Origin of the sequence: Cupriavidus respiraculi (genome assembly GCF_914271545.1) — a bacterium.
Taxonomy (GTDB): Bacteria; Pseudomonadota; Gammaproteobacteria; order Burkholderiales; family Burkholderiaceae; genus Cupriavidus; species Cupriavidus respiraculi.
Genome location: NZ_CAJZAH010000001.1, coordinates 1,031,921 through 1,058,065, shown reverse-complemented (window position 1 = coordinate 1,058,065; position 26,145 = coordinate 1,031,921). Strand labels below are relative to the sequence as shown.

Annotated in this window: 24 protein-coding genes; 6 read left to right on the top strand and 18 right to left on the bottom strand. The window is 69.2% G+C overall.

The genetic code is table 11. The features are described 5' to 3' along the window. The first annotated feature begins 181 nt into the window (after positions 1-181). On the top strand, positions 182-901 hold the full coding sequence (locus tag LDO27_RS04740; protein ID WP_377747235.1) for a response regulator transcription factor: 720 nt from the start codon (positions 182-184) through the stop codon (positions 899-901). Here LDO27_RS04740 and LDO27_RS04735 read toward each other — a convergent pair. The 14 genes from LDO27_RS04735 to LDO27_RS04670 form a co-directional block, all read right to left on the bottom strand. After that, positions 892-2,418: a sensor histidine kinase gene (locus LDO27_RS04735; RefSeq protein WP_224039997.1), complete on the bottom strand. Its 1,527-nt coding sequence runs from the start codon at positions 2,416-2,418 to the stop codon at positions 892-894. The two genes, LDO27_RS04740 and LDO27_RS04735, sit on opposite strands and share 10 nt — an antisense overlap. After that, on the bottom strand, positions 2,399-3,085 hold the full coding sequence (locus LDO27_RS04730; RefSeq protein ID WP_224039996.1) for a response regulator transcription factor: 687 nt from the start codon (positions 3,083-3,085) through the stop codon (positions 2,399-2,401). The genes LDO27_RS04735 and LDO27_RS04730 overlap by 20 nt, the downstream gene beginning before the upstream one ends. Before the next feature lie 160 nt (positions 3,086-3,245). Next, positions 3,246-3,854, bottom strand: a complete 609-nt coding sequence (locus LDO27_RS04725; RefSeq protein ID WP_224039994.1) for a copper resistance protein CopQ — start codon at positions 3,852-3,854, stop codon at positions 3,246-3,248. Positions 3,855-4,035: 181 nt separating this feature from the next. Next, on the bottom strand, positions 4,036-4,416 hold the full coding sequence (locus LDO27_RS04720) for a type II toxin-antitoxin system VapC family toxin (protein ID WP_224039992.1): 381 nt from the start codon (positions 4,414-4,416) through the stop codon (positions 4,036-4,038). Further along, on the bottom strand, positions 4,413-4,619 hold the full coding sequence (locus LDO27_RS04715; RefSeq protein WP_222205176.1) for a type II toxin-antitoxin system VapB family antitoxin: 207 nt from the start codon (positions 4,617-4,619) through the stop codon (positions 4,413-4,415). Before LDO27_RS04715 ends, LDO27_RS04720 begins: the two co-directional genes overlap by 4 nt. A gap of 172 nt (positions 4,620-4,791) precedes the next feature. Then, positions 4,792-5,886 (bottom strand): porin, encoded by a 1,095-nt coding sequence (locus tag LDO27_RS04710; protein ID WP_377747231.1) that lies wholly within the window; start codon positions 5,884-5,886, stop codon positions 4,792-4,794. 59 nt (positions 5,887-5,945) lie between these two features. Then, a complete protein-coding gene (locus LDO27_RS04705; protein ID WP_224039991.1) occupies positions 5,946-6,284 on the bottom strand; it encodes a XapX domain-containing protein in 339 nt (112 codons plus the stop codon). A 30-nt stretch (positions 6,285-6,314) separates the two neighbouring features. Continuing rightward, a complete protein-coding gene (locus tag LDO27_RS04700) occupies positions 6,315-7,928 on the bottom strand; it encodes an MFS transporter (RefSeq protein WP_222205183.1) in 1,614 nt (537 codons plus the stop codon). Further along, positions 7,925-8,356, bottom strand: coding sequence for a DoxX family protein (locus tag LDO27_RS04695; RefSeq protein ID WP_224039989.1), 432 nt, complete (start codon positions 8,354-8,356; stop codon positions 7,925-7,927). Before LDO27_RS04695 ends, LDO27_RS04700 begins: the two co-directional genes overlap by 4 nt. Next, positions 8,356-10,251: an amidohydrolase gene (locus LDO27_RS04690; protein WP_222205186.1), complete on the bottom strand. Its 1,896-nt coding sequence runs from the start codon at positions 10,249-10,251 to the stop codon at positions 8,356-8,358. Before LDO27_RS04690 ends, LDO27_RS04695 begins: the two co-directional genes overlap by 1 nt. A 115-nt stretch (positions 10,252-10,366) precedes the next feature. Beyond that, the gene (locus tag LDO27_RS04685) at positions 10,367-11,188 is read right to left on the bottom strand and encodes an alpha/beta fold hydrolase (protein WP_222205255.1); all 822 of its coding nucleotides are present in this window, start codon (positions 11,186-11,188) and stop codon (positions 10,367-10,369) included. Between the two features lie 271 nt (positions 11,189-11,459). Then, a complete protein-coding gene (locus LDO27_RS04680) occupies positions 11,460-12,146 on the bottom strand; it encodes a hydrolase (protein ID WP_222205187.1) in 687 nt (228 codons plus the stop codon). A gap of 291 nt (positions 12,147-12,437) precedes the next feature. After that, positions 12,438-13,886, bottom strand: a complete 1,449-nt coding sequence (locus LDO27_RS04675; RefSeq protein ID WP_224039988.1) for a catalase — start codon at positions 13,884-13,886, stop codon at positions 12,438-12,440. Between the two features lie 234 nt (positions 13,887-14,120). Then, the gene (locus tag LDO27_RS04670) at positions 14,121-15,353 is read right to left on the bottom strand and encodes an MFS transporter (protein ID WP_222207023.1); all 1,233 of its coding nucleotides are present in this window, start codon (positions 15,351-15,353) and stop codon (positions 14,121-14,123) included. Between the two features lie 100 nt (positions 15,354-15,453). Between LDO27_RS04670 and LDO27_RS04665 the strand changes: the two genes are divergently transcribed. Then, positions 15,454-16,479: a LysR family transcriptional regulator gene (locus tag LDO27_RS04665; RefSeq protein WP_224039986.1), complete on the top strand. Its 1,026-nt coding sequence runs from the start codon at positions 15,454-15,456 to the stop codon at positions 16,477-16,479. Between the two features lie 25 nt (positions 16,480-16,504). Here LDO27_RS04665 and LDO27_RS04660 read toward each other — a convergent pair whose 3' ends face one another. Then, entirely contained in the window at positions 16,505-17,134 is a 630-nt protein-coding gene (locus LDO27_RS04660) for a TetR/AcrR family transcriptional regulator (RefSeq protein ID WP_224039985.1), read from the bottom strand. 122 nt (positions 17,135-17,256) lie between these two features. On the opposite strand from LDO27_RS04660, the gene LDO27_RS04655 reads away from it, so the two are divergent. Genes LDO27_RS04655 through LDO27_RS04645 form a run of 3 tightly spaced genes read left to right on the top strand, consistent with a single transcriptional unit; the run spans position 17,257 to position 21,358 of the window. Next, positions 17,257-18,741, top strand: coding sequence for an efflux transporter outer membrane subunit (locus LDO27_RS04655; protein ID WP_224039983.1), 1,485 nt, complete (start codon positions 17,257-17,259; stop codon positions 18,739-18,741). After that, positions 18,738-20,285 carry an MFS transporter gene (locus LDO27_RS04650; RefSeq protein WP_224039982.1) on the top strand — a complete coding sequence of 516 codons (1,548 nt, stop codon included), beginning with the start codon at positions 18,738-18,740 and terminating at the stop codon, positions 20,283-20,285. The genes LDO27_RS04655 and LDO27_RS04650 overlap by 4 nt, the downstream gene beginning before the upstream one ends. A gap of 38 nt (positions 20,286-20,323) precedes the next feature. After that, a complete protein-coding gene (locus LDO27_RS04645; protein ID WP_222207019.1) occupies positions 20,324-21,358 on the top strand; it encodes an HlyD family secretion protein in 1,035 nt (344 codons plus the stop codon). A gap of 45 nt (positions 21,359-21,403) precedes the next feature. Here the strand turns inward: LDO27_RS04645 and LDO27_RS04640 are convergent, their stop codons facing one another. Further along, the gene (locus LDO27_RS04640) at positions 21,404-22,096 is read right to left on the bottom strand and encodes an N-acetyltransferase (RefSeq protein WP_224039981.1); all 693 of its coding nucleotides are present in this window, start codon (positions 22,094-22,096) and stop codon (positions 21,404-21,406) included. 726 nt (positions 22,097-22,822) lie between these two features. On the opposite strand from LDO27_RS04640, the gene LDO27_RS04635 reads away from it, so the two are divergent. Continuing rightward, a complete protein-coding gene (locus LDO27_RS04635; RefSeq protein ID WP_224039979.1) occupies positions 22,823-23,407 on the top strand; it encodes a MarR family winged helix-turn-helix transcriptional regulator in 585 nt (194 codons plus the stop codon). Between the two features lie 10 nt (positions 23,408-23,417). On the opposite strand, the gene LDO27_RS04630 is transcribed toward LDO27_RS04635, so the two are convergent. Together LDO27_RS04630 and LDO27_RS04625 are read right to left on the bottom strand one after the other, a co-directional pair. Further along, a complete protein-coding gene (locus LDO27_RS04630) occupies positions 23,418-25,082 on the bottom strand; it encodes an alkaline phosphatase family protein (RefSeq protein WP_222207017.1) in 1,665 nt (554 codons plus the stop codon). A gap of 38 nt (positions 25,083-25,120) precedes the next feature. Further along, entirely contained in the window at positions 25,121-26,107 is a 987-nt protein-coding gene (locus LDO27_RS04625; protein ID WP_224039977.1) for a tripartite tricarboxylate transporter substrate-binding protein, read from the bottom strand. Between the last annotated feature and the right edge of the window lie 38 nt (positions 26,108-26,145).

Sequence of the window (26,145 nt, the reverse complement as noted above, 5' to 3'; positions counted from 1 at the left end):
GAATAACCGCACGGGGGCAAGGGCGGAATCATACTGTGGTATTGGCGGGGAAACCGCCGGGCCGGCCGTTGCGTCGCCGTCATGCCGCACGCATGCGCAATGTGGTCTGCTATATTCGGCGCGTCGTCCGCCGCCAGGGGCGGACGGCCGGTGAAACGCATTTGGGCCTTCGGATTCTCTCTTGACCAGCATCTCAGCAAGTTCGCAAGGTGGCGAGGCCACGCAGGATGGGATGGTGCTCGTGGTGGACGACGACGCCGCCGTGCGCGACGCGCTCGTCAGCCTGCTGCGCTCCGTCGGCCTGGCCGCGCGCGCCTTCGCCTCCGCCGAGGAAATGTTGGCCGCCGCCCGGGTCGACGCGCCGACGTGCCTGGTGCTGGATGTCCGCCTGCGCGGCGCCAGCGGCCTCGATCTCCAGGCTCGCCTGCCCCAGTCCGAGCAGCCATTCTCCATCGTTTTCATCTCCGGCCATGCCGATGTGCGGATGACCGCCACCGCCATGAAGGCCGGCGCAATCGATTTCATCGCCAAGCCATTTCGCGAAAGCGAACTGCTCGATGCCGTGTTCGCCGCGCTGGCACGGGAGCGCGAGCGCCGGGCGCAGGCGCAACAGGCGCTGGCGCTGCGCGCGCGCTTCGAGGCAATGTCGCCGCGCGAGCGGCAGGTAATGACGCTGGCCGCCTCGGGCTTGCTGAACAAGCAGATTGCCGGCACCGTGGGGCTCAGCGAGGCCACCGTCAAGATCCATCGCGGACAGGTCATGCGCAAGATGCAGGCGCGCACCTTTGCCGATCTGGTACTGCTGGCGCAGGCCCTCGGGCTGCTCGTGCCGGCCGAAGCCGGGGCACGCGCAACCGATCCGCCCGCGCCGGCGGCTCGCCATCCCGATCCTCACGCCTGAAGTCGCGTCGCCGCCGGGCCGCCGGCGGTGGCCAGGGTGAACGAAAACTCCGTTCTTCCCGGCGCCGACGAGACCATCAGCAAGCCGCCATGGCGCTCGACGATCGAGCGCGAGATCGACAGGCCCATTCCCATGCCGTTGCACTTGTCGCTGACGAACGGCTCGAAGATCCGCGCCTGCCATTCCGGTGCGATGCCCGCCCCGTTGTCGGCCACGCCGACGACGATCCGGCCGTCCACCGCCTCTTCCGCGGAGATCCTGACCACGCTGGCCGCGGCGGCGTTACCGTTGCCGCCCGGGGCGATGGCTTGCAGGCCGTTGAGCGCCAGGTTCATCAGCACCTGCTGGATCTGCACACGATCGCCCAGTACCTCGGGCAGCGACGATGGCATGGCCAGTTCGATGCGCGCGCCGCTGCGTTCCTGTTCGCACCGCAGCAGCGGCAGGATTTCCCTGGTGGCCTCCGCCAGCGAGAACCGCGTTCCGCTCTGGCCATTGGGCTCCACCATCGCCCGCAGTCCGCGGATCACCTGGTCCGCGCGCTGCGCCTCCGCGCCGACGCGCGTGAGCGCCGCCACGGCCTCCTGCACGTTGGGCGGCGCGCGCCCCAGCCAGCGTGCGGCGGTGGCTGCGTCGAGCGTGATGGCGGCCAGGGGCTGGCGCAGCTCGTGCGCCAGCGAAGCCGCCATTTCCCCGAGCGTGGTCACGCGTGCCACATGGGCGAGCTTGTTCTGCAGCGCATGCAGCGCATCGTTCTGCTGCCGCGTTGCCGTTTCGTCGATCAGCGCGCCGAGGTATTCCGGGGCGTCGCCGCTGGCATCGACGCGATGCGCGACGTAGCGCACGAAGCGGGTCTGCCCGTCCGGCGTGACGATACGGTGCTCCATCTCGAGGCGAGCCGCGCCGCGCCGTGCTTTTTCCAGTTCGGCGTGGACGGCGGCGTGGTCGTCGGGGTGCACCCGCTCGAACAGCGCTTCGATGGTGGGTTGCTGCGCGAAGTCGATCCCGAAGATGCGGGCGGCCTGTTCCGACCAAACCACGCTGTGCCGGCCGGGGTCCAGGCCGATGCTGCCGGTTGCGCTGAGCGCCTGCGAGCCCGCGAGCAGTGCCGCCACGCGACGCAGTTCGGCCTCCTGGCCGCGAATGCGGTCGAATGCCATGCGGTTGCGGTAAGCCAGCAGACCGGCAATGGCGATGGCGGCCAGGCTCACGGTACAGCGCGCGATCGAGTTGGCGTGGGGTTCGCCGCGCGCCGAGACGGGCAGGGCCAGCACCGTCAACGCCATGCAGAGCAGCGCCACATGCAGGATGCCGCGCGCATGCAGCAGCGGCTGCACCAGCATGACGACCACCACGTACAGCACGGCGATGGCGTAGTCGATGCCCGGTCGCGTGTCCACGTAGAAGATGGCCGCCGCCGTGCCGGCGGCGGCGCTGAACTGCCAGGCCCATGGCGGCGGCATCATGGCCGGCATGCCGCCGTGCCCGCCGCGCCCGTCACGCGGCTCGCCGCTCATCGCCCGTCGGTTGCGGCTGCGGGGGCACCGTGCCGGCCACCTCGTGCGCCATGATCACCAGGTCGGCGAAGGTGCGTGCCTGCATCTTGCGCATGGCATTGCCGCGATGGATCTTGACCGTGACCTCGCTGATGCCGAGCCTGTCGGCGATCTGCTTGTTCATCAGCCCCGAGGCCGCATGCTGCATGACTTCGCGCTCGCGGGCGCTCAGCGCGAGATAGCGGGCGGCGAGGTCGTCCGCCGACCGCCGCTGCGCGCGGCGTTCGCGATCGCGCTCCAGCGATGCGCCGACCGCATCGAGAAAATCGTGATCGGTGAAGGGTTTGGTCAGGAAGTCCACGGCGCCGGCCTTCATCACGCGCACCGTCATGGGGATATCGCCATGGCCGGTGATAAAGACGACGGGGAGCGGATCGTGCATCGCGTTGAGCTGGTCCTGCAAGGCCAGCCCGCTTCCGCCGCGCAGCCGCACGTCCAGCACCAGGCAGCTCGGCGCGTCGGGGCGGGGGTAGGCCAGGAAGTCCTGCGAGGTGTGGAAGGGCTCGGCGCCGATGTCCACGGACCGCAGCAGTCCGCACAGGGCGGTGGTCATCGCGGGGTCGTCATCCACTACATAGACGATGGGGCTCGAGGCGGGGTCCGGGGCGGGACGGGCGGAAGTGTTCAAGATGCGCTCCTTGCCAGGGTTCGCCACGGCGGCTGGACGCCGGCCGTTGGCCGCGAGGGCGCGAAGCCTTCGCGGGCGCATTCTTGCACTATCCGGGGGGCGCGTCGGCCCCCTTACTACCAAGGTATTAGGGGGCCGGGCCGTGCGGAGTCCGATGGACTTACACCGTCACGCGCGCGCCTTCCGTGAACACATCGACGTCCCCGCTGCGGGCGCCATCGGTGTAGGCGTTGCGGCCACGCGCGCCATCCGTGTAGACGTCGCGGGTGCGGCCCGGGGCGGAGGACACGCCGGTGCGGTCCAGGCCGGCGACGATGCGCGCGCCCTCGGTGAAGACATCGACATCGCCGCTGCGGGCACCGTCGGTGAAGGCATCGCGGCCACGCGCGCCATCCGTGTAGGCGTCGCGGGTGCGGCCCGGGACCGACGACACGCCGGTGCGGTCCAGGCCGGCGACGATGCGCGCGCCTTCGGTGAACACATCGACGTCCCCGCTGCGGGCGCCGTCGGTGAAGGCATCGCGGCTGCGGGCGCCGTCCGTGAAGGCGTCGCGGAGGCTGGCCACCGTACGGGCGCCTTCGGTGAACACATCCACATTGCCGATGCGGGCGCCGTCGGTATAGACGTCGCGCACGGGGCCGGGGGCGCTGCGGAACTGATAGCCGTAGGAATCTGCCGAGCCGCTGGTGGGCGCTGCCTGCACGCCGCCGGCGGCGAGCAGGGCAAGGGTCAGGGCGGGCAGGAACTTGGTGAGGGCGCTGTTGGTCATGATTTCTCTCTCTATCGCTAAGTTGTTGAAGTTATTCGTCGGTTCGTCGCTTGCTGTGTGTCGCGCCGATGACTGAACTATAGGGCAGGGAAAGAGGCGGATGCAGCGCGTTTGTCGGATTACTTATTCAAATTAATTGATGTGATAAAAGTGAACCGGGAACGCCGTTGCCTGGCGAGCATCAGTGCGTTTTCCGGCCGTATGCCACGGAGAACCGCTTTGCCAGATTCATCAGGCGTCGGTCCAGGGTCCAGAGCCGGGCATCCGGAGTGATCAGCGTGGAAGCGAGCAGTGCGAGGTCGATCAGGCCAGAGCCAAGGCCGTACAGTTTTTCCCGCTCGATGAACGCCATCAACTCCGGCGTGCTCGCGCTGTGGCATTCCTGCAGGAGCCCGAGATCATGCAGCGTTCGCTTGCGCGGCGCCGGAGGCGTACCGCAAGCGATCTCCGCCACCACCATTGGATGCGTGAGGACAAGGTCCATTTCCAGCAGGGCGACGAGCCCTTCATTGCGTTGCTTGAAGTGCTCCACCCATATCGACGTGTCGATCAGGACTCTCATTGGTCGGCCGGCTTCCCCGGACGCCGCGCCACGCTGGCCATGGCGGGCGCCTTGCCGCCCAGCGCTGCGAGGCGCTTGGCCGCCTGCACCCGCACGAATGTCTTGATCGCTTCTCGAAACAGGTCCGCCTTGTCCATGCCGGGATCAGCCATTTCCAGCGCCTTCTCATAGAGGGAATCGTCGATCGTGACAGTAGTGCGCATGGGGCTTCTCCGCTTCAATATTGATGCGAATATGCATCGATCCGCGCATCGTAGCAAGGGTGTCACGGCGGGGATTGCCCATGGAAAGGCCGATGGCGCCGCAGGCGCTCACCACAACCCGGCTCTTTCCCGCGGACGGCAGGCCAAGCAGGCAGACAGCCTGACGGGCGCCTCAGAAGCTATGCCTGACGCCGAGCGCCACCGTCTGCGGATCGCTGCCTTCGCTGACGCCGAGCTGGTTGATCGCAAAGTCGTAGGCGCCATGCCGCTTGTTGTCGATGCGGCTGTAGTAGGCGTACACAGCGGTGCGTTTCGACAGCGGGTAGTCGTAGCCGACGGTGATCTGCGTCGCGCCGGTGTCGGGACCGGCCCGGAAGAAGCCGATGGTTTCCTGCGCATCGCCATGGCCGTTGCCTGCCACGCCGAAGCCCAGCCGCACCGAGCCGGGCCCGAGCTTCTGCACCAGTGAGGCGTAGTAGCCGTTGCGGGTCAGATCGCCGGTGGCGGTGCGATAGTGCAGGCGTTCGTACACCAGCGCCACGCGGGTATCGCCGAACTGATAGGCGGCGCCGATCTTGATGGCGTCGTCGTTGCGGCCCGCGGTCTGGTAGTGCTGGTGGACCTCGTAGGCCGCCGTCAGGTTCAGGCCCGCCCGGTCGTAGCCGACGGCGAACGAGTACAGCGCCGGGTCGCGCGGCACCGTGGTCTTCTCTTCGTTGACTCCCCACGCGATGCCGCCGGACAGCCCGCCCCACGCCGGTGTCTTGTACACGAGCAGGTTCTTCTGGCGCCGGTCGAAGGAACTGGTGTCCTCGATGTTGTTGCTGGACGATGCCGAGCCGTTGCCCATCAGGGCCATATAGCCCGCGGTGGTCGGATAGTACGGATCGTAGGCCAGCGTCGATTCGGTGTACGGCGTGTGCCAGTTGCCCATGAAGAGCGTGCCGGCACTGCCAGTGAGGCCGATGCGCGTGTTGCGCGCGGCGATCTCGCCGGCGCCCGTATCCATCGCCATCGTGCTTTCGATCTGCCAGATGGCTTTCAGCGAGCCGTCCAGCGTTTCTTCGCCGCGCAGGCCGAATACCGAGCGGTTGTTGGTCAGGCGGCCGACGCCGCCAACACGCGTGCCGTCGGTGGCCGTGCTCGCGTGCGCATACTCCAGCGCCGTGTTGATGCGGCCATAGACCGTCACGGAGGATTGCGCGTGCGCGCCGGACGCGCCCAGCGCGCACGCCGTCAGCATGCACGCCGACAGGTTTGATGCCATGGGATTCCTTGGGTGAAGCGGGGCTTCCGGCGGCGGGTGCCACCGCCGGAAGAGAAGGGTCAGCCCTTGCAGCCGATGTCGTCGGTGCCGGGTGCGGTGGCGCTGCGGCCCGGGCGGGCGTCGGCGGGGGCGGTGGCCGCCGCGGCCCCGTCGGCCGCGCTGCCGGCCGCCGGCGGCAGGCCGGTAATCTGCGGCACGCATTCGCGCCCGAACCACGCCATGGTGACCGGTTCGCCGGCCAGCAGGCGCTGCACCGGCGGCACGATCTGGCCGCCGATCAGCATGCCAAGCAGGCCGACCAGGGCCACCACCGGCGGAGCGGGCGAGCGCACCTGCATCAGGGCGTACAGCACACCGACCAGGATGCCGGCGCCAAGGGAGACAAGATAGAGTTTCACTGCGTGCTCCAACGTTCGGTGATGGGAAGGTCAGCGCGGCGGCGCCGCGGCGATCAGGTGCCTGACCTCGGGCGCGCCGGGGCCGCGATGGAAGCGGGCGAGATCGCGCTGCAGGTCGGCATCGGCATGGGCCACGCGGCGGTGCTGGCGCAGGTGCTCGGCCCACGATTCCACCAGGAACCACTCGGTCATCAGCGACGGATCGCCCGCGTCCTCCATCACGCCCCAGTTGAACGCACCATCGCGCAGCCGCTCCTGCGACAGGCGATGGATGGCCCGCAGGAACTCGGTGCGGTCCTCCGGAGCGATGCGGTAGACGACCTGGATCATCACCGGGCCGCGATCGTGCTCGACCTCTGCGGCCACCTCGGGCTCGGGCCAGTGATTGGCCGGCGCGAGATCGTCCTCGCCGGCGGGCAGTTTCACGCGGTGCATGATCAGTGCGAACAGCGCGAGCCCGGCGGCGGCGACGAGCAGGCCACTGGACAGGCCCAGCGCCTGGGCGACAAAGCCCCACGCAAGGCTGCCCGCGGTCATCGCACCGTTGAACACCATCTGGTAGACGGCCAGGGCGCGGCCGCGCACCCAGTTCGGCAGGATGGCCTGCGCGGTGCCGCCGAGGGTGGTCAGCGCGATGATCCACGCCGCCCCGAGCACCAGCAGCAGCGGCAACGCCAGCCATGTCGGCGGCGCCAGCGCGAGACTGCCCATCACCACCGCCGATGCGAGCGCGGCGGCCAGCACCAGGCCGTCCGCATCGAGCCGGCGCTGCAGCCTGGGCAGGATCAGCGCGCCGCCGATGGCGCCGGCGCCGACCGCGCCAAGCAGCACGCCATACAGGCCGGGGCCGCCCTGCAGCAGTTGCCGCGCCACCAGCGGCAGCAGTGCCCACACGCTGCTGGCGAAGGCGAAATGCACGGCAGCGCGGGCCAGCACGACATGCAGCCGGCGGTTGGCGCGCGTAAAGCGCAGGCCCGCCCGGAAGGCGCTGAAGAAATGTTCCCGCAGCGGGTCCACACCGCTGGGCGCGCGGCGCCACCAGACCAGGGCCGCGATCACCAGCACATAGCTGAGCAGGTCCATCCCGTAAGTGGCCGCGGCGCCCACGCTGGCGAGCAGCAGGCCGCCGATGGCCGGCCCGATGGCGCGCGCGATATTGACGCCCAGCGCGTTGAGCGCCACCGCGCTCTTGAGCTGCGTGCGCGGCACCAGCTCCGGCACGATGGACTGCCACGCCGGGCCCATCAGCGCCGCGCCGATGCCGCCGAAGAAGGCCAGCGCGGCGAGCCGCTCGATGGTCAGCGTGCCCGTGTGCGCCAGCACCATCAGCGTGCCGCTGACCAGCGCCAGTCCGATCTGGATGCCGATCAGCAGCCGGCGGCGGTCGAGAATGTCCGACAGCACGCCGGCCGGCAGCGCCAGCAGGAAGATCGGCAGCGTGGCGGCGGCCTGGATGGCCGCAACGGCGGCGGGCGAACCGGACAGGTCCGTGGCCAGCCACGCGCTGGCCACGTCGCGCATGAAGCTGCCGACGTTGCCGAGCACGGTGGCGGCCCACAGCACTGCGAAGGTGCCCTGCGCCAGCGGCGCGAAGCTGCCCTGGCTGGCGGGCGCCGCGGGGGATGGGGCGGTTTGCTGCGTCATGGCGTACGGTCTCCGCGGCGTGTGTTCCAGTCATGCCAGGCCACCAGCAGGAAGCCGCCCGCCAGGCCGAGGTGTTCGAAGAAGGCGTTCTCCGCCATGAAGCGCTCCGGGCCGGCGACTTCCCAGAAGCGGTTGGCCATGAAGGTGGCGGCCAGCGTGAACAGTGCCAGCGCCAGCGCGCCGAGCCAGCGCTGGATATTGGCCAGGATCATGGCGGAGGCGCCCAGTTCCAGCACGATCACCGCGATGGCGAAGGGCAGCGCGGGCGACAGGCCGAAGTGCTGCATCTCGGCGACTGCGCCCTGGAGATTGGCCGCCTTGTTGATGCCACCTTGCAGATAGGCCGCGCACAGCAACAGCAGCGCGACCCATTGCAGCGTGGGGCTGCCCAGCAGGGCAGCGCGGCGCGCATTGATCGGGGCCGCCATCAGATGGCCCAGCAGGAGCAGCCCAGCGCGCCCCAGAATGCGTTGTTGTCGGCGCGGTTGCCGGACGTCGGCACGTTGGCGCCCCAGGCGCCGGCATGCGCGTGGCCGTGCACGCCGCACGAGCTGGCGCAGCCGCAGGCGGCGGCCATGGCCTGTTTCTGCAGCATGGCCTGCTTCGCGTCGGGCTTGCGCGGCTGGTAGCCGCCGTAGCGCCGCGTCGGTGCCCAGTCGGGCATCGCGGGCGGCAGCGGCGGGGCGAGTTTGTCGAACTCGCCGTCGCCGTAGACCACCTTGCCGCCCAGCAGCGTCATCACCGAGGTGATGTCCTGGATTTCGTCGCCGGGCACGGCGAAGTAGTCGGCCGACAGCACGGCCAGGTCGGCGAGCTGGCCGGCCTTGATCTGGCCTTTCTTGCCTTCCTCGGTGGAGAACCAGGTATTGGCTTCGGTCCACAGGCGCAGGGCCGTTTCGCGGTCCAGCAGGTTGGCCTGCGGGTACAGCGCCATGCCGCCGACCGTCTTGCCGGTGGTCAGCCACGACAGCGAGACCCACGGGTTGTACGAGGCCACGCGGGTCGCGTCCGTGCCGGCGCCGACCTTCACCCCGCGCTCGAGCATGCGCTTGACCGGCGGCGTTGCCTCGGCCGCCTTCGCGCCGTAGCGTTCGACGAAGTACTCGCCCTGGAAGGCCATGCGGTGCTGCACGGCGATGCCGCCGCCGAGCGCGGCAATACGGTCGATATTGCGGTCGGAGATCGTTTCCGCGTGGTCGAAGAACCAGTGCAGGCCGTTGAACGGCACGTCCTTGGCTACCTTCTCGTAGACGTCCAGCGCGCGGCCGATGGTCTCGTCGTAGGTCGCATGCAGGCGCCACGGCCAGCGCTTCTCGGCGAGCAGGCGGATCACCGGTTCGAGGTCGGCCTCCATGTTGGGCGGCATCTCGGGACGCGCCACGCGGAAGTCCTCGAAGTCGGCCGCGCTGTAGACCAGCATCTCGCCGGCGCCGTTGTGGCGATACAGATCGTCGCCCTGGCCGGGCTTGACCTTGCCGGCCCAGCTGCTGAAATCGGCCAGCTCTTCCTTCGGCTTCTGCGTGAACAGGTTGTAGGCAAGACGGACGGTCAGCTGGCCATCGCGGTGCAGTTCCTCGATGATCTGGTAGTCGTCCGGATAGTTCTGGTAGCCACCGCCCGCGTCGATCACGCCGGTGACGCCCAGGCGGTTCACCTCGCGCATGAAATGGCGCGTGGAATTCTTCTGGTACTCGGGCGGCAGCTTCGGGCCCTTGGCCAGCGTGGAGTACAGGATCACCGCATTGGGCTGCGCCAGCAGCAGGCCGGTGGGATTGCCCGCCTTGTCGCGCACGATCTCGCCGCCCGGCGGGTTGGGCGTGTTCTTGTCATAGCCGACGGTGCGCAGCGCGGCCGCGTTCAGCAGCGCGCGGTCGTACAGGTGCAGGATGAAGACCGGGGTATCGGGCGCGGCGGCGTTTAGTTCCTCGATGGTGGGCAGGCGCTTTTCCACGAACTGATGCTCGGTGAAGCCACCGACCACGCGCACCCATTGCGGCGCCGGCGTGCGCGCAACCTGCTCGCGCAGCATGCGCATCGCATCGGCGAGCGAGCGCACGCCGTCCCAGCGCAGCTCCATGTTGTAGTTCAGGCCACCGCGAATGATGTGCATGTGGCTGTCGATCAGGCCCGGTATCGCACGGCGCCCCTGCAGGTCCACCACCTTGGTGGCGGGTCCGGCAAGCGGCATGATCTCCTCCTTCGACCCCACGGCCATGAAGCGGCCATCGCGGATCGCGACGGCCTCGGCTTGCGGGCGCGAGCGGTCGAGGGTGGTGAACTTGCCGTTGACGAGCACGAGTTCAGGGGTGGAGGAAGGGGTCATGGCGAAGCTCCGTCCGGCCGCCGCGGCGCCAAGTGCCGCGGCGGTTGCGATGAATTGGCGGCGGCTCAGCGGCACGCCGTCGCGTTTGGGGTTGTCCTGATCGGCAGCCATGGCGTCAGCCCTGCAGGAAAGCCAGCAGATCGGCGTTGACCTGGTCGGCGTTGACCACGCACATGCCGTGCGAGGCGCCGGGGTACACCTTCAGCTTGGCGTTGGGAACGATCTTGGCGGACAGCTGGGCGGAGTTGCCGATCGGCACGATCTGGTCGTCCTCGCCATGCAGGATCAGCGTGGGCACGTCGATCTTCTTCAGGTCTTCGGTGTAGTCCACTTCCGAGAATTCCTTGATGCAGGCGTACTGGCCGAGGATGCCGCCGGTCATGCCCTGCGCCCAGAAGGCGTCGATGGTGCCCTGCGCGACCTTGGCGCCCGGGCGGTTGAAGCCGAAGAAGGGCACGGCCAGTTCCTGGTAGAACTGCGAGCGGTTGTCGGCCACGCCCTTGCGGATGCCGTCGAACACCTCCAGCGGCAGGCCGTTCGGGTAGGCGGCGCTCTTGGCCATCGTGGGCGGCACCGCGCCGATCAGCACGGCCTTGGCGACACGCTTGGTGCCGTGGCGGCCGATATAGCGGGCGACTTCGCCGCCGCCGGTGGAGTGGCCGACCAGCGTCGCGCCCTTCAGGTCCAGTGCCTCGATCACCGCCGCCAGATCGTCGGCGTACGTGTTCATGTCGTTGCCCTGCGCCGGCTGGCCCGAGCGGCCGTGGCCGCGGCGGTCGTGCGCGATCACGCGGAACCCGCGCTGCGCGAGGAACAGCATCTGCGCATCCCACGCGTCCGAGTTCAGCGGCCAGCCATGCGAGAACACGACCGGGCGGCCCGAGCCCCAGTCCTTGTAGAAGATTTCGGTGCCGTCCTTGGTGGTGATCGTCTGCATCGCTTTCGCTCCTTGTCGTGCTTGAGGTGTGGTGGACTTCGCGGGGGCGGCGTCGGCCTGCTGGGCCGCGCCGAAGGTGGCCACGGCTGCGGCGCCGAAGGTGGTGGCGCCTGCCATCATCAGCTTGCGGCGGGCGGGATTCAGGGCTTCGGTGGTCTGTTCGACCTTGTTGTTGTTCATGTCTGTGGACCTGTCGGGAAAGAGGATTCGGGGCGGCGCGCCGTGGTGCGGCGCGCCGCTTGCCGGGAGATCGCGAGAGTTCTGGCGGTGATCAGCGAGCGGCGACCGGGGCGATCGACTCGTGCGGGGTGGCGGTGCGCTGCTCGGCCTTGTGCACCATCGTGTAGGCGTAGTCCACGCCCATGCCGTAGGCGCCGGAGTGCTCCTTGACCAGCTTCATCACCGCGTCATACGAATCGCGGCGGGCCCAGTCGCGCTGCCATTCGAGCAGCACCTGCTGCCAGGTCACCGGTACCACGCCGGCCTGCACCATGCGCTGCATGGCGTAGTCGTGCGCTTCCTTGGTGGTGCCGCCCGAGGCGTCGGCCACCATGTAGATCTCGTAGTCGCCTTCGAGCATGGCGCACAGCGCGAACGTCGTATTGCAGACTTCGGTCCACAGGCCGGCGACGACCACCTTCTTGCGGCCATTGGCCTTGAGCGCGTCGCGCACCTTCTGGTCGTCCCACGAGTTCATCGAGGTGCGCTCCAGCGTCTGCTTGCCGGGGAACACGTCCAGCAGTTCGGGGTAGGTGTAGCCCGAGAACGAGTCCGATTCGACGGTGGTGATGGTGGTGGGGATATCGAAGATCTTGGCCGCCTTGGCCAGGCCGACCACGTTGTTCTTCATGGTCTGGCGGTCCATCGACTGCACGCCGAAGGCCATCTGCGGCTGGTGGTCGATGATGATCAGTTGGCTGTTTTGCGGGGTCAGGACTTCCAGCTTGGCGTTCGACATGATTTCTTCCTTTAGGTTAGTTCGGTGAATTTATTGCAACGTCGCGGTTGGTTTGTTTCGCTGCGTTGGGATGAACTATACGGAGAAATGTGATCCCTAAAACCGCTCATCTCTCACATACACGTTCAAAAAACTTCAACTTAGCGGCGGGGCCGGTTCGCGGCTTTGGCGCGCGTCCCGCGGGTGGCGTCCACGGGTCGGTCGAAGCGTAGTGCCCGGGACACACCGGCGCCATCACCTCTTCGTATAAGTGCGTCCCGCCACGCCACCGTCGCGAGGTGACCCCCGCGCTTACAGGCCCAGCGCTCGCGCGACGCCTTCGCCATAGGCCGGATCGGCCTTGCGGAAGTGCTCGAGCTGCACGCTGACGATCTCCATCGGCACGCCCTGCATCGCCGCGGCGATATTGCCGAACAGACGCTGGCGCTGGCCTTCGTCGAACAGGCGGAACAGCGCGCCGGGCTGGCTGTAGTAGTCCCCGTCCTCGCGATGGTCGAAGCGGTCGGCCTGGTCGCCGACGGCCAGCGGCGGCTCGCTCGCCCGCGCGCTGGCGCCATAGGCGCCCAGCCGGTTGGGCTCGTAGTTCAGCTTGCTGCCCTGGTTGCCGTCGACCCGCATCGCGCCGTCGCGGTGAAAACTGTTGTGGAACGGGCACTTCGGCGCGTTGACCGGAATCTGGTGGTGGTTCACGCCCAGCCGGTAGCGCTGCGCGTCGCCGTACGAGAACAGCCGGCCCTGCAGCATCCGGTCCGGCGAGAAGCCGATGCCCGGCACCACGTTGGACGGGTTCAGCGCGGCCTGCTCGACCTCGGCGAAGTAGTTGTCCGGATTGCGGTTCAACTCCAGCACGCCCACGTCGATCAGCGGGTAGTCCTTGTGCGGCCAGACCTTGGTCAGGTCGAACGGGTTGATGCGGTAGGTGGCCGCGTCGGCCTCGGGCATGATCTGCACGCGCAGCTTCCAGCGCGCGAAATTGCCGCGCTCGATGTTCTCGTACAGGTCGCGCTGGGCGCTCTCGCGGTCGTTGGCCACCACCGCGGCCGCTTCCTCGTTGGTCCAGTTGGCGATGCCCTGCATCGACTTGAAGTGGAACTTGACCCAGAAGCGCTCGCCCGCCTCGTTGATGAACGAGTAGGTGTGCGAGCCGAAGCCGTGCATCTGGCGGTAGTTCTGCGGCACGCCGCGGTCGCTCATCAGGATGGTGACCTGGTGCAGCGATTCGGGATGGCGCGACCAGAAGTCCCACACGGCGATGGGGTCGCGCAGGTTGGTGCGCGGGTTGCGCTTCTGGGTGTGGATGAAGTCGGGGAACTTGAGCGGGTCGCGCACGAAGAACACCGGGGTGTTGTTGCCCACCACGTCCCAGTTGCCCTCGTCGGTGTAGAACTTGACCGAGAAGCCGCGCACGTCGCGTTCGGCGTCGGCCGCGCCGCGCTCGCCGGCGACGGTGGAGAAGCGCAGGAACAGCGGGGTCTGCTTGCCGACCTGGGCGAAGATCGAGGCCTTGGTATAGCGGGTGATGTCGTCGGTCACCGTGAAGGTGCCGAAGGCGCCCGAGCCCTTGGCGTGTACCCGCCGCTCGGGGATGACCTCGCGGTCGAAGTGGGCGAGCTTTTCCAGGAACCACACGTCCTGCAGCAGCATGGGTCCGCGCGGGCCGGCGGTCAGCGAATTCTGGTTGTCGGCGACCGGGGCGCCGGCGGCGGTGGTGAGGATGTCCTTGCTGTCGTTGCTGCTCATCGTGACCTCTCGTTGTTGTTCGTTTGCGGTGGGTTGTCGGCGGGCATGAAAAAGGCCGCCAGCGGGCGGCCTTCCATGTGCTGCCGTCCTGCGGCAGGTCCACGAGCGCCACGTCGGCTCATGGACCCTGGCCGCGCAGCATAGGAACAAAGGGAGGCGGCGGGAACTGTCTTTTGGTATGGGTGGACAGCGCGGCCGCCCACCCGCACAGTTCCGTCCGCACGCACCGGCGCATCAGCGGCGCGACGGCAGCAGGCGCACGGCGAGCGCGCCCAGGGCGGAGAGCGTGGCCATCGCGGCGATGCCGGTCCAGCCGAAGCGGGCCAGCAGCAGCGCGCCCATTGCCGCGCCGGCCGCCATGCCGGTGAACATGCTGACGAACAGCACCGCGTTCAGGCGGCTGCGGGCGCCGGGATCGATGCCGTAGACGATGGTCTGGTGGGCGACGAGCGTGACCTGCACGCCAAGGTCGAAGCCCACGGCGCTGGCCGCGATGACCCACAGCTGCGCGGGGCCCGACAGCATGGGCAGGAACAGCATGGAAGCGAACGAGACGGCGGTCAGGGCCGCGCCAAGGCGCGTCACCAGTTCGGGCCCGCGGCGGTCGGCGATGCGGCCGGCGATCGGGGCGCCCAGCGCGCCCGCTGCACCGGCAAGGCCGAACATGCCCGCCGCCGCGCTGCCCAGATGGAAGGGGGCGCCATGCAGCATCACGGCGAGGGTGGACCAGAACGCGCTGAACCCGACCGCCAGCAGCCCCTGGGCCAGCGCCGCGCGGCGCAGCGCGGGGTGCTGGCGCACCAGGGTCAGCAGCGAACCGAGCAGGGCGCCATACGAGAGATTGCTGGTCGGCACGAAGCGGGGCAGGCCACGCCGTGCGATGAGGCCGATGGCGGCGATGCTGGCCGCCGCGACCACGAACATCGCGCGCCAGCCATACTGTTCGGCGACGAAGCCGCTGACCACGCGCGAGAGCAGAATGCCGAGCAGCAGGCCGGTCATCACCGTGCCCACGACCTTGCCGCGCTCGGCTTCGGGCGCCAGCGTGGCGGCGGCCGGCACGATGTCCTGCGCCATGGTCGCGGCCAGCCCGATCGCCAGGCTGGCCGCGAGCAGCACGCCGATGCCGGAGGAAAAGCTCGCGAGCAGCAGGGCAAGGCCCAGCGCCACGGACTTGGCGAGGATAATGCGGCGGCGGTCGAAGCGGTCGCCCAGCGGCGCCAGCAGCAGGATGCCCAGCGCGTAACCGAGCTGCGTCAGCGTGGGCACGAAGCCCACCGCCGCGTTGGAGGCGCCCAGATCGGGCGCCATGATGCCGAGCATCGGCTGGCTGTAGTACAGGGAGGCGACGGACAGCCCCGCGCCCGCCGACAGCAGCAGCACGAGCCGGCCGGGCAGGGAAGCGGCGGGCGCCTGGGCGGCCCGCACGGTGGCGGCTGTGGCGGGCGCGGATTGTAGCGACGACATGATCGATACCTTGGAGGGAAGTTGTGTTGGCTCGCAGTGTGGTGCAGCACGGGCCCGCCCGGTAGAGGCGCGCGGCGTACAACAGCTATACGGGAACGGTATGAAGCAGGAGAGGCAGGACATGCGGCAGGCGGAACAGGCCCCGACGGGCGACGAGGGCGGCAGCGTGGAAACCACGCTGCGCGCCGCTGGCAGCGATCGCATCGAACTGGTGCAGACCTTTGTGCGCATCGTGCAGGCCGGCAACCTGTCCCAGGCTGCCGCGCAGCTCGGCACGACGCAGCCCACCGTAAGCCGCCGGCTCAAGGCGCTGGAAGCGCTGCTGAAGGTGCGGCTGCTGCAGCGATCCACCCACGGCATGAAGCTGACGGAGGATGGCCAGCGCTGTTTCGAGCGGGCCAAGACGCTGGTGGCCGACTGGGCCAACTTCGAGGAGGACCTGCGCGGCGTGCGGCACGAGCCGGAAGGCACGCTGCGCGTGTGGGTGCCGCACGCGTTCGGGCAGCAGCTGCTGATCGGGCCGCTGGCCGACTACGTGCGCCGCCATGACAAGGTGTCGGTCGAATGGCTGCTGGAGGACCATATGCCGGACTTCGTGGGCGGCGCGATCGATTGCGCCATCCATGTCGGCGAGGTGCAGGACCCCGGCACGGTGGCGATCCGTCTCGGCGACGTACCCCGCGTTGTCGTGGCGTCGCCGAAACTGCTGCACGGGATGCCGCAGCCCCGGGAGCCGGAGGACCTGGAGCGGCTGCCGTGGCTGTCGATGCGGACCTTTTACCGCACCGATATCTCGCTGACGCGCGATGGCACGGACGAGCGCCGCCGCGTCGTCTTCCAGCCGCGCATCAGCACCGACAGCCTGTATGCGCTACGCAGCGCGACGCTGCTCGGGCTCGGTGTGTCCGTCGGCTCGAGCTGGCTGTTTACCGAAGACATCGCCCGCGGCGAGCTGGTCCACCTGCTGCCGCAATGGCACGCGCAGCCGCTGCCGATGTATCTGATCTATCCCTACGCCAGCTACTACCCGGCCAAGCTGCGCAGCTTCGTCGACGAGATGCGGGTCGCCGTGCCAAAGGCGCTGTCGTCGCGCACCGTGCAGGCGGTGGTATCCGCGCGGGCATAGCGGACGGGCGGCACGCTCGTGCCGTCTAGCGCGTACCGAACGCCCCGAAAAACGTCCGCAGCGCCAGTTCGACCCACCGCTTCTTCTGCGCCGCCGTGGGCTTGCGCTCGGCGTGCAGCAGGGACTCCAGCTGCGCCTGGCCGCGCACCAGGCTGAAGAACAGGGCCGCGGCCTCCTGCAGCGTGGTATCGCCCAGTTCCAGTTCGCCGGCCTGCACCGCGCGTTCCAGGTGCTCGGCAACGATGCCGCAGTACACCTTCGGGCCCTTCTCATAGAACGTACGGGCCAGCTGCGGGAAGCGCGGTGCCTCGGCCGCGGACACGCGGAACAGCGCCAGCCCCGCGGGCGCCAGACCGAACTCGAGGTAGGCGTGCGCCAGTGCGCGCAGCACCGCCTCGATGCCGCCGGGCAACGTGCCGAGCCCGCGCAGCGCATTCATGTGCTCGGAGCACTGGCGGTCGATCACCGCGGCGAACAGGTTCTCCTTGGTGCCGTAGTGGGCATAGACCGTGGCCTTGGACACCCCGGCGGCCTGCTGGATCATGTCCGTGGTCGCGCCGGCGAAGCCGTGTGTCAGGAAGACGTCGCGGGCCGCGTCCAGCACGGTCAGCGCCTTGCCGGTGGGACCGGGGGCGGCTTCGGGAGCGTTTTCCACAGATGTCGTATCGCGCTTTTTCATGTGTACCGAGCGGTTTAAAAAAGTTGACGTGTCTCGCCACGTAGCATAGCATCCTGTACCGATAGGTTTAGTTTATTTTTCGGATTACTGGATCGAGCATGTCTTTCGTCACGCATTTTGGCCGATGGCACGGATTCCTGGGAGCGGCCGCGCTGCTCGCCGGATGCGCCGTGGGCCCGGACTTCGAACCGCCGCAGGCCGCCTCGGCCGCCGCCACCATGCAGCCCCGCGACGGCCAGCCGGTGCAGGCGCTGGCGGACGATCCAGTGCCACGCGACTGGTGGCGCCTGCTCGACGACCCGGTGCTCGATGCGCTGATCGCGCGCGCCTGGGACGGCAACCTGAGCCTGCAGGCGGCCGCGGAGCGCGTGGAGCAGAGCCGCGCGCGCAGCGGCATCGTGATGGCGGCGCTGTTTCCACGCGTCGGCCTGAAGGCCGGTATGGATCGCCAGGCCATCAGCGAGAACGGCCCGATGGCCCGGCTGGGCGCGAGCACGGCCGCCCACGAGCTGTGGCAGGCGGGCTTCGATGCGAGCTGGGAACTCGATGTGTGGGGCAGGGTGCGGCGCCAGCGCGAAGGCGCGCTGGCCTCCCTCGAAGCCACCATGCAGGAGCAGCGCGGCGCGCAGGTTTCGCTGTCCGCCGAGATTGCACGCCAGTATCTGGCGCTGCGTGGCGTGCAGAAGCGGCTCGCCATCGCCGGGCAGAACCACGCCATCGCCACGCATCTGGTGGAACTGGCGCAGAGCCGGCAGCGCAACGGCGTGGCGACACGCTTCGATCTCGCATCGGCCCGCGCCCAGCTCGCCGCCGTCGACGCGCTGCTGCCGCAGCTGCGCGATCAGCACGGCGTGCTGCTGAACGCGCTGGCCCTGCTGGTCGGACAGCCGCCGCGCGCGCTCGACGCCCAACTGGCCGAGGCGCGCCCGCTGCCCGGCGCCGCACCGCGCCTGCCGGTCGGCGTGCCATCGGAACTGGCGCAGCGCCGGCCCGATATCCAGGCCGCGCAGGCGCGGCTGCACGCGGCGACCGCCGCCATCGGCGCCGCCAAGGCTGACTTCTATCCGCGCATCTCGCTGGCCGGCGGGTTCGGCGTGCAGGCGTTCGACGCCCAGGACCTGGGGCTGTGGTCGTCCACGCAGTTCTTCGTCGGCCCGCGCATCCATCTGCCGATCTTCGAGGGAGGGCGCCTTGTCCGCACGCTGGAGTTGACCGAGTCCAGGCAGCGCGAGGCCGCCATCGCCTACCGGCAGACCGTGCTGCAGGCCTGGCACGAGGTCGACAACGCGTTGAATGCGCTGGTCGCCCAGCAGCAACGCCGGACCGCGCTGGAAGAGGCCTTCGCCCAGAATCGTGAGGCCTTGCAGGCCGCCGAAGCGTCGTATCGCGCCGGGGTGGCGGACTACGTGACCGTGCTCACGGCGCAGCGCGGCGTGCTGGCAAGCGAACTGGAACTCAGCGACGCGGCCACCGGCAGCGTGGTGGCCGTCGTACACCTTTACAAGGCGCTGGGCGGCGGATGGGCGCCGCCACCCGCGTCGCACGCGGCCTCCCGCGCGCCGTTCGCCGGGAGCGCGCAATGAACGGGATGCCGGCGACCGTCGCCATGCCGCCTGGTGCGGCCGCGCCACCGTCGGCCGCGCCCCCGGTGGCGGCCTTCGGCCCGCGCCTGGCGCTCGGCCTGCTCGGCGTCTTCGTCGCGGCGATGACCGCCGGCATCAACAGCCGCGTCGGCACGCTGACGCTGCCGGACATCCGCGGCGCCAACGGCTTCGGACTCGACGATGGCTCGTGGCTCGCCACCGCCTATGCAGCCGGCGAGGTCATCGCCATGCCGCTGGCCGGCTGGTTTGCCGTGACGCTGGGCCTGCGCCGCTTTCACCTGCTGATGCTGCTCGCCGCCTCCGGCATCGCGAGCCTGCTGCCGTTCCTCAGGGACATCGATCTGCTGCTGGGGATGCGCTTCGTGCAGGGCATGGCCAGCGGCACCATGATCCCGCTGCTGATGATGGCCGCGCTGCGCTTCCTGCCGCCGTCGATCCGCCTCTATGCGCTGGCGCTGTACGCCATGACGGCCACGTTCGCGCCCAATGTCTCCACCTGGCTGGCCGGTCTGTGGACCGACCAGTGGCCGGCCCTGCGCATGGTCTACTGGCAGATCGTCCCCGCCAATGTCGCGGCCGCCATGCTGGTGGCATGGGGTCTGCCGCGGGATCCGGTGCGTCCCGAGCGCTTCGCGCAGGCGAACTGGTTCGGCATGGCCTTCGGCGTCGTCGGCCTCGCGCTGCTGACGGTGGCGCTGGACCAGGGCAACCGGCTGGAGTGGCTCGCTTCGCCGCTGATCCGCGCGAGCCTGCTGGCCGGGGGCCTGCTGGTGGCGTTCTACCTCTGGACGGAATGGCGCCACCCATCGCCGTTCCTCAAACTGCAACTGCTGTTGCGCAGGAATCTCGGGCTGGGTTTCTCGATCTTCGTCTGCCTGCTGGTGGTGTTTCTCTCCGGATCGCTGCTGCCGGCCACGCATCTGGGGCAAGCCTGGGGCTACCGCCCGCTGCAGAGCGCACCGGTCGGCCTGATGATCGGCCTGCCGCAGCTGGTCATCGCGCCCGCCGTGTCGCTGCTGCTGTATCGCCGCTGGGTCGACGCGCGGGCCGTACTGGCCGTCGGCCTGGCGTGCGTAGCCGCGGCCTGCGTGCTGGGCGCGCACCTCACCTCGCAGTGGATGTGGGCAGAGTTCGCGCTGGCGCAGGGCCTGCAGGCGGTCGGGCAGCCCATGGCGGTGGTGGCGATGCTGTTCCTGGCCACCAGCGTGGTTGGGCCGATGGAAGGCCCGTTCGTGGCGGGCATCGTCAACCTGTTGCGCGCGCTCGGCTCGCTGGTCGGATCGGCGTTGATCCTGCGCGTGGTCGAACTGCGCTCGCGCTTTCACAAGGAAATGCTGCTGGACCATGCGGCAATGGCACAGGCGCCCGCGCCGCCGGATCTCGCGGCGACCATCGCGGGCCAGTCCGCCGTGCTGTCGGTCGCCGATGCCTACCTGCTGCTCGCGGTGCTGGCAGTGGCGCTGATCCCGCTTGCCTTCGCCCTGCAATACATCCCGTCGCCGCGCAAGGCGGCGGCATCCTGACACCAAGTCAAGTCACTCAGCCCGGTATCACCCGCATCATGACACTCACCAAGACATCCAAACTGCTGGTCGGGGGCGCCGTCGTCGCGACGGCGGCACTGCTGGCCCTGCTCGCCAACCGGCCCGAAGCCTCTTCGGGCACGCAGTCGACCGACGACGCCTATATCCGCGCCGATATCACCGTGGTCGCGCCGCGCGTCGCGGGCCTGGTCACCGAAGTCCTGGTCGCTGACAACCAGAGCGTGCAGGCCGGACAGCCGCTCGCGCGCCTGGACGATCGCGACTACCTCATCGCCGTGCGCAGCGCCAAGGCCATGCTGGACAGCGCGCGGGCCACCGCCGAGGCGCTGAAGGCGCAGACCGCAGTGCAGGAATCGGTCATCCGCCAGGCGCGCTCGACGCTCGCGGCCGATGCGGCAAACCGGCAGTTGGCCCGTGCCGACTTCGAGCGCTACACCAGCCTCGCCGCCGACGGCTCGGGCACGGAACAGTCGCGCCAGCAGGCCCAGGCGCGCCTGCGCGTGCAGGACGCCCAGCACAGCAAGGACAGCGCCGTGCTCGAAGCCGAAACGGAACGGCTCGCCATCCTGCGTGCCGAGACGCAGCGTGCAACCGCGGCCGTGGCGCAGGCCGAGGCGGCACTGGGACAGGCCGAGCTGAACCTGTCCCACACCCGCATCGCGGCGCCTATCGCCGGCACCATCGGCCACAAGAACATCCGCGTGGGCAATCTGGCCAAGGTCGGCGACCCGCTGATGACGGTGGTGCCGCTGGCCGACATCTACGTCGAGGCGAATTTCCGCGAGACGCAGCTCGCGCGCATGCGGCCGGGGCAACCGGTACGCCTCACCGTCGATGCGCTGCCGGGCGAGGTATTCACCGGTCGCGTGCACAGCGTCGGCCCCGCGAGCGGGGTCAGCTACTCGACCATCGCCCCGCATAACGCCACCGGCAACTTCACCAAGATCGTCCAGCGCCTGCCGGTACGGATCGCGCTCGATCCGGGCCAGGCCAACGCCCAGCGCCTGAGGGTGGGGATGTCGGTGCAGCCGGAGGTCGATGTCAGGGGCTGACGCCCTCTTGCCGCGGCGGACTTCGGCACGAGAGCCCCGTGCGCATCAGCGCGACGCCGCGGCCGTGCCCGCGGTGGGCCCGCCGCGGCCGTGGCAACGCATCGCCGCCGCAGCGACCAGCGCGTCGATCGTCCATCCCCGGCCGAGCAACAGCATGCGGGTGGAGAGGCGTTGCAGCACGTCCTCTTGCACTGTCTCTCCCAGGTAGGCCGGCGTCTTGTCGCCGCACCCACCCAGGTCGGCGTAGCCGCGTGGGTATTGTCCCGACAGCGATGCCCACAGCGCATGCGCTGCCGGCGATTGCCGCGCGCCGCTCAGCAGGCACAGGCCCGCGTCGAGCGCGCAGCGGTAGATGGCGGTGGCCAGCCCACGGCGGCGGTAGGGCGCCGCGAAGCGCGAATGCGGAGCACGGAAATAGCGGTCGGCGCGGCGATTCAGTTCGATCAGCCGGTTGAAGACCGTGTAGCCGGCGAGCCGTTGCCGCAAGCGGTCCTCCACGTAGACATAGAACTCGCCGTCCGCCTCGCGCACGCGCAGCACCAGGCCTGGCATGTCGAGTTCGAGCGCCGGCATGTCGTACAGGCAGTCTCCACGCCGTTGCATGCGGTCGTACAAGGTCTGGAATTCGCGGTCGAATTCGACCTGATCGAGTTCCACGTCGATGCGCAGCGCGAGCGGACGCGGCGAGGGCAGGGCAAAGGCGAGTGGGTTGGCGAACGAAGGAATGGCGAAGGACAAGCGAGACCTCCCGGAGGCAGTCGCGACGACGTGGGAGCGCAAGGCAGGGGCGCGCCGGCCCCTGTCCGGGTGCGAGCCGCGCGTTAGCCGCGCAGGACCAGGTACAGCAGCGCGATGACCGCTATCGTGCAGAGCGTCATGCGATAGATCGCTGGCATGGTGACTCTCCCAAAGTCGCGTGTGGAAACGATGGGCGAAGGATCGCCCGCTTGGGGGAGCGGCCGTGCGAGGAAGGTTGGCTTGGGACTGTTCAGTCCGCGACCCCTCGCACGGCGAGGGAAAGCACGGCGGTGACGCGCGGCGTGCGCGCGGGGGCAGGGGTCCGGCCGATACCGTAGACGCGGGCGAGTCCGCCGTGCACGCGCGCCTCGCCGGCATGCGGGGCATGCGCGCGAAGCGTTGCGTGGGACGGATGCGTGGTCATCGGCTGGAGAGGAGTGGTGGGGAATCCTGAGTCGGCGCGGCGTTCGATACCGGGCGGCGCCGATGGACCTATATGCCAGATCGCGGCGACCCGGTCAAGCCGCGCGCGCCCATGGCGCACTGCGCGGCTTCGTTCCTGGAGCGCAGGCGGCCCTCACCGCAGCAGTTGCGCCACTTGCGCCTGAACGGGTCGCATGCCGTCAGCGATCTTGGGAGGGGCGGGGCGGTGTTGGCCCGCGCGCGCGGAGCCATGCCGCGGCCCCGCAGTAAGATGCCGGTTTTCAGGTTCCACCGGCATCTTTCGTGACCACCAATCCGAACGCGGCGAATGCTCCCCGCGAGGGCAGCCTGGCGCAGCCCGCCGATATCACCGATCTTCTGAACTACCGCCTGGCGCGGCTGATGGCCGCCAGCGGCGCGGCGGTGATCCGCCTGTGCGAAGGCAAGTACGGCGTCTCGCGCCGCGAATGGCACATGCTCGGGCTGCTCGCGGCCCACGGCCCGCAGTCGCCGTCGGAACTGGCCGGCAAATGCCATCTGGACCGCGCGCGAGTGTCGCGCGCCATTACGCTGATGTCGGGCAAGGGCCTGATCCGGCGCCGTGGCGTGGCGGGCGATCAGCGCCGCGCCACCGTCGAGCTGACTACGCTCGGCACGACGTTGCAGCGGGCGCTGTTCGCCGATATCGCGGCCATCAATGCCCGGCTGGTCGCCGGCCTGTCGCCCGAGCGGCTGGCGCTGCTGGACGAGTTGCTGGACGACCTGACGCAGCAGGCCCAGCGGGTCAACCACGAGTTCGCCACGGAAATCAGCGCGAGCCGATGGCGCGGCAGCGCCGCCCGGCCGCAGTGGCCGGGGCCGGGCGACGGCGAGCGCGACGGCGAATAAGCAGGCGACGTCAGCCTGTCGGCCCCCGCCGGGCCAGCGCCGCGCGCGCGCCGCGCCATTTCTCGTGAACGAGTTCGTCCGGCAGCTCGCTTTCGTCCCAGAACCCCAGCAGGATGCCCTTACGGACGGAGGCGCCGCGCATGGCGGCGATGCGTTCGTCGCTGATGGCGGTGCGCTGCGACTGGCGCAGGCCCCATCGGGCCAGCGCCTGATACATGCGCTCGCATTGCTCGCGATGCGCCGGGTCCGCGCCGAGGTCGCGCAGCTCCTCCGGGTCGCTTTCCAGATCGAACAACATCGGCCGGAAGCCCGGCGCGTGGATGTACTTCCAGCGGCGGTCGGCCACCATGAACAGCCGCGCGTCCAGCGGCCGCACGCCCAGCGAGACGGCCGCGCCGGTTGACGAATAGTCGTACTCGCTGATCGCGTACTCGCGCCACGCCTCGGGCCGCTGGCCGTGCAACCACGGCTGCAGGGCGAGCCCTTCGAGCCGGTGCGGCTGCGCGGTGCCCCCGCACGCCTGCACGAAGGTCGGCACCAGATCGATGGCCTCGACCAGCGCATCGCAAACCGAGCCGCGCGCGGCGTCCGCCTCGGGGGTCGGGTCCACGACGATCAGCGGCACCCGGACCGACGGCTCGTGGAACAGATCCTTCTCGCCCATCCAGTGGTCGCCCAGATAGTCGCCATGGTCGGACGTGAACACGATCATCGTCTCGCCGGTCAGCCCCTTCTTCTCCAGGTGCGCCATCAGTACGCCGATCTGGTCGTCGATCTGCGTGATCAGGCCCATGTAGGCGGGAATCACCGCCTCGCGCACTTCGTCGCGGGAGAACGACTTGCTCACGCGCGATTGCAGGAAGGCCTGGTAGATCGGATGCGCGTCGGCCTTTTCCGCTTCGCTGCGCACCGGCGGTGGCACGTCGGCGGCGCCATACATGGCGTGGTACGGCGCGGGGGCGATGCAGGGCCAGTGCGGCTTGATATACGACAGGTGCAGGCACCACGGCAGGTCGCCCGCGTCGTCGATGAACTCCATGGCCCGCCGCGTCATGTACGGCGTTTCCGAATGCTCCTCGGCCACGCGCGCGGGGCGGGTCGAATTGCGCAGCAGCCAGCCGGAGAGCAGGTTGCCGTGCTCGTCCTCGCCCGCGTTGGCCCAGTCGTCCCAGCCGTCGTCGCCGGCGTAGCCGAGCTGGCGCAGGTACTCGTTGTAGCGCACCGGCCTCGGGTCGTAGCGGCCTGCGGGGCCGCTGCCGTGCAGCCCGTCGTCGCGCTCGTACGGATCGAACCCGCATTCGGCCACGCGGGTGCCGATGGTCGAGTCGGGATCGATGCCCAGCCGTGCCATGCCTTCGGTGTCCGCCGCCATGTGCGTCTTGCCGACCAGCACCGTGCGCCGGCCGAGCGGGCGCAGATAGTCGCCCAAGGTCATCTCGCCGACCTTGAGCGGAAAGTTGTTCCACGCGGCGCCGTGCGAGTCCACGTAGCGGCCGGTGTAGAAGCTCATGCGCGACGAACCGCAGATGGTGGACTGCGCATAGGCGCGGGAAAAGCGCACTCCGCGCGCGGCGAGGGCGTCGATATTCGGCGTGCGGATGGTGGGATGACCGGTGCAGGACAGATAGTCCCAGCGCAACTGGTCGCACATGATGAAAAGGATGTTGCGCGCCATGGCTTGCTTGCTCCGTAAGGTGTTGCCGTGCGGCGGCGCTACTGCTGGAAGCCGCTGCGCTTGACCACCGGCTGCCACTGCGCCTTGTAGGCCTTGAGCACGCGCACGGTCTCGTCCTGCGAGGTGGAGACCGGCTGCATGTTGGCCGACAGGAAGCGCTGCTTCACGGCCGGGTCCGCCATCACCGACTGGATCGCGGCGGCCAGGGCCTTGACCTTGGCGGCAGGCATTGCCCTGGGCGCGAAGAACGCGTTCCAGCCGTCGGCGGCCAGATCGATGCCCGCTTCCTTCAGCGTAGGGATGTCCTTGGCGAAGGGCGAGCGCGTGTTGCCCGAGACCGCGAGGATCTTTACCTTGCCGCCCTGGTGCAACGGCAGCACGGTGTCCAGCGTATCGATGCCGACCGGCACCTGGCCACCCAGCAGGTCGGTGGCGAGCGGGGCGGAGCCCTTGTAGCCCACCACATCGGATTTCAGCGACGCGCGGTCGCCCAGCATCAGCGCGAAGAAATGCGGCAGGCTGCCGGTGGCGGGCACGCCGAAGAACGCCTTCTCCGGATTGGCCTTCAGCCATGCGACCAGATGGGTCATCTCGCGCACGGGCACGCGCGTGCCCGCAACCACCGCGAAGTCGTAGGTGGTGACCAGCGAGACCGGCGTGAAGTCGGCTTCGGGATCGTAGGCGGTGTCCTTGAAGACCAGCGGGGCCACCACCATGACAGCGGGATTGCCCAGCATCAGCGCGTTTTCCGTCGCGGGCGCGCTCTTCAACTGCTGCGCGGCGAGGCGTCCGCCCGCGCCGGCCTTGTTCTCGACGATGACGGTGACGCCGTACTTGTCCTGCAGCGCCTGACCCACGATGCGCGCGGCGCGGTCGGAGGCGCCGCCCGGCGCGTAGCCGACCACGAGCTTCAGCGGGCCTTCCAGCTTCTGGGCAAGGGCGGGGGTAGTGTGGGAAACGGCGATGGCCAACGCGGTGGCGAGCACGGCTCGGGCGCCGGCGCGGGCGAGGGATGGCGAAAACATGGGGTCTCCTGGAAATCCTTCTGCTGAGGATCGCTGGC

Bases quoted from the DNA above. Each gene is read 5' to 3' on its own strand.
- LDO27_RS04675 (WP_224039988.1), bottom strand. From the start codon at position 13,886: ATGAGCAGCAACGACAGCAAGGACATCCTCACCACCGCCGCCGGCGCC.
- LDO27_RS04655 (WP_224039983.1), top strand. From the start codon at position 17,257: ATGTCTTTCGTCACGCATTTTGGCCGATGGCACGGATTCCTGGGAGCG.
- LDO27_RS04670 (WP_222207023.1), bottom strand. From the start codon at position 15,353: ATGTCGTCGCTACAATCCGCGCCCGCCACAGCCGCCACCGTGCGGGCC.
- LDO27_RS04685 (WP_222205255.1), bottom strand. From the start codon at position 11,188: ATGCAGACGATCACCACCAAGGACGGCACCGAAATCTTCTACAAGGAC.
- LDO27_RS04645 (WP_222207019.1), top strand. From the start codon at position 20,324: ATGACACTCACCAAGACATCCAAACTGCTGGTCGGGGGCGCCGTCGTC.
- LDO27_RS04700 (WP_222205183.1), bottom strand. From the start codon at position 7,928: ATGACGCAGCAAACCGCCCCATCCCCCGCGGCGCCCGCCAGCCAGGGC.
- LDO27_RS04690 (WP_222205186.1), bottom strand. From the start codon at position 10,251: ATGACCCCTTCCTCCACCCCTGAACTCGTGCTCGTCAACGGCAAGTTC.
- LDO27_RS04680 (WP_222205187.1), bottom strand. From the start codon at position 12,146: ATGTCGAACGCCAAGCTGGAAGTCCTGACCCCGCAAAACAGCCAACTG.
- LDO27_RS04650 (WP_224039982.1), top strand. From the start codon at position 18,738: ATGAACGGGATGCCGGCGACCGTCGCCATGCCGCCTGGTGCGGCCGCG.
- LDO27_RS04710 (WP_377747231.1), bottom strand. From the start codon at position 5,886: ATGGCATCAAACCTGTCGGCGTGCATGCTGACGGCGTGCGCGCTGGGC.
- LDO27_RS04720 (WP_224039992.1), bottom strand. From the start codon at position 4,416: ATGAGAGTCCTGATCGACACGTCGATATGGGTGGAGCACTTCAAGCAA.
- LDO27_RS04625 (WP_224039977.1), bottom strand. From the start codon at position 26,107: ATGTTTTCGCCATCCCTCGCCCGCGCCGGCGCCCGAGCCGTGCTCGCC.
- LDO27_RS04715 (WP_222205176.1), bottom strand. From the start codon at position 4,619: ATGCGCACTACTGTCACGATCGACGATTCCCTCTATGAGAAGGCGCTG.
- LDO27_RS04735 (WP_224039997.1), bottom strand. From the start codon at position 2,418: ATGAGCGGCGAGCCGCGTGACGGGCGCGGCGGGCACGGCGGCATGCCG.
- LDO27_RS04725 (WP_224039994.1), bottom strand. From the start codon at position 3,854: ATGACCAACAGCGCCCTCACCAAGTTCCTGCCCGCCCTGACCCTTGCC.
- LDO27_RS04665 (WP_224039986.1), top strand. From the start codon at position 15,454: ATGAAGCAGGAGAGGCAGGACATGCGGCAGGCGGAACAGGCCCCGACG.
- LDO27_RS04695 (WP_224039989.1), bottom strand. From the start codon at position 8,356: ATGGCGGCCCCGATCAATGCGCGCCGCGCTGCCCTGCTGGGCAGCCCC.
- LDO27_RS04630 (WP_222207017.1), bottom strand. From the start codon at position 25,082: ATGGCGCGCAACATCCTTTTCATCATGTGCGACCAGTTGCGCTGGGAC.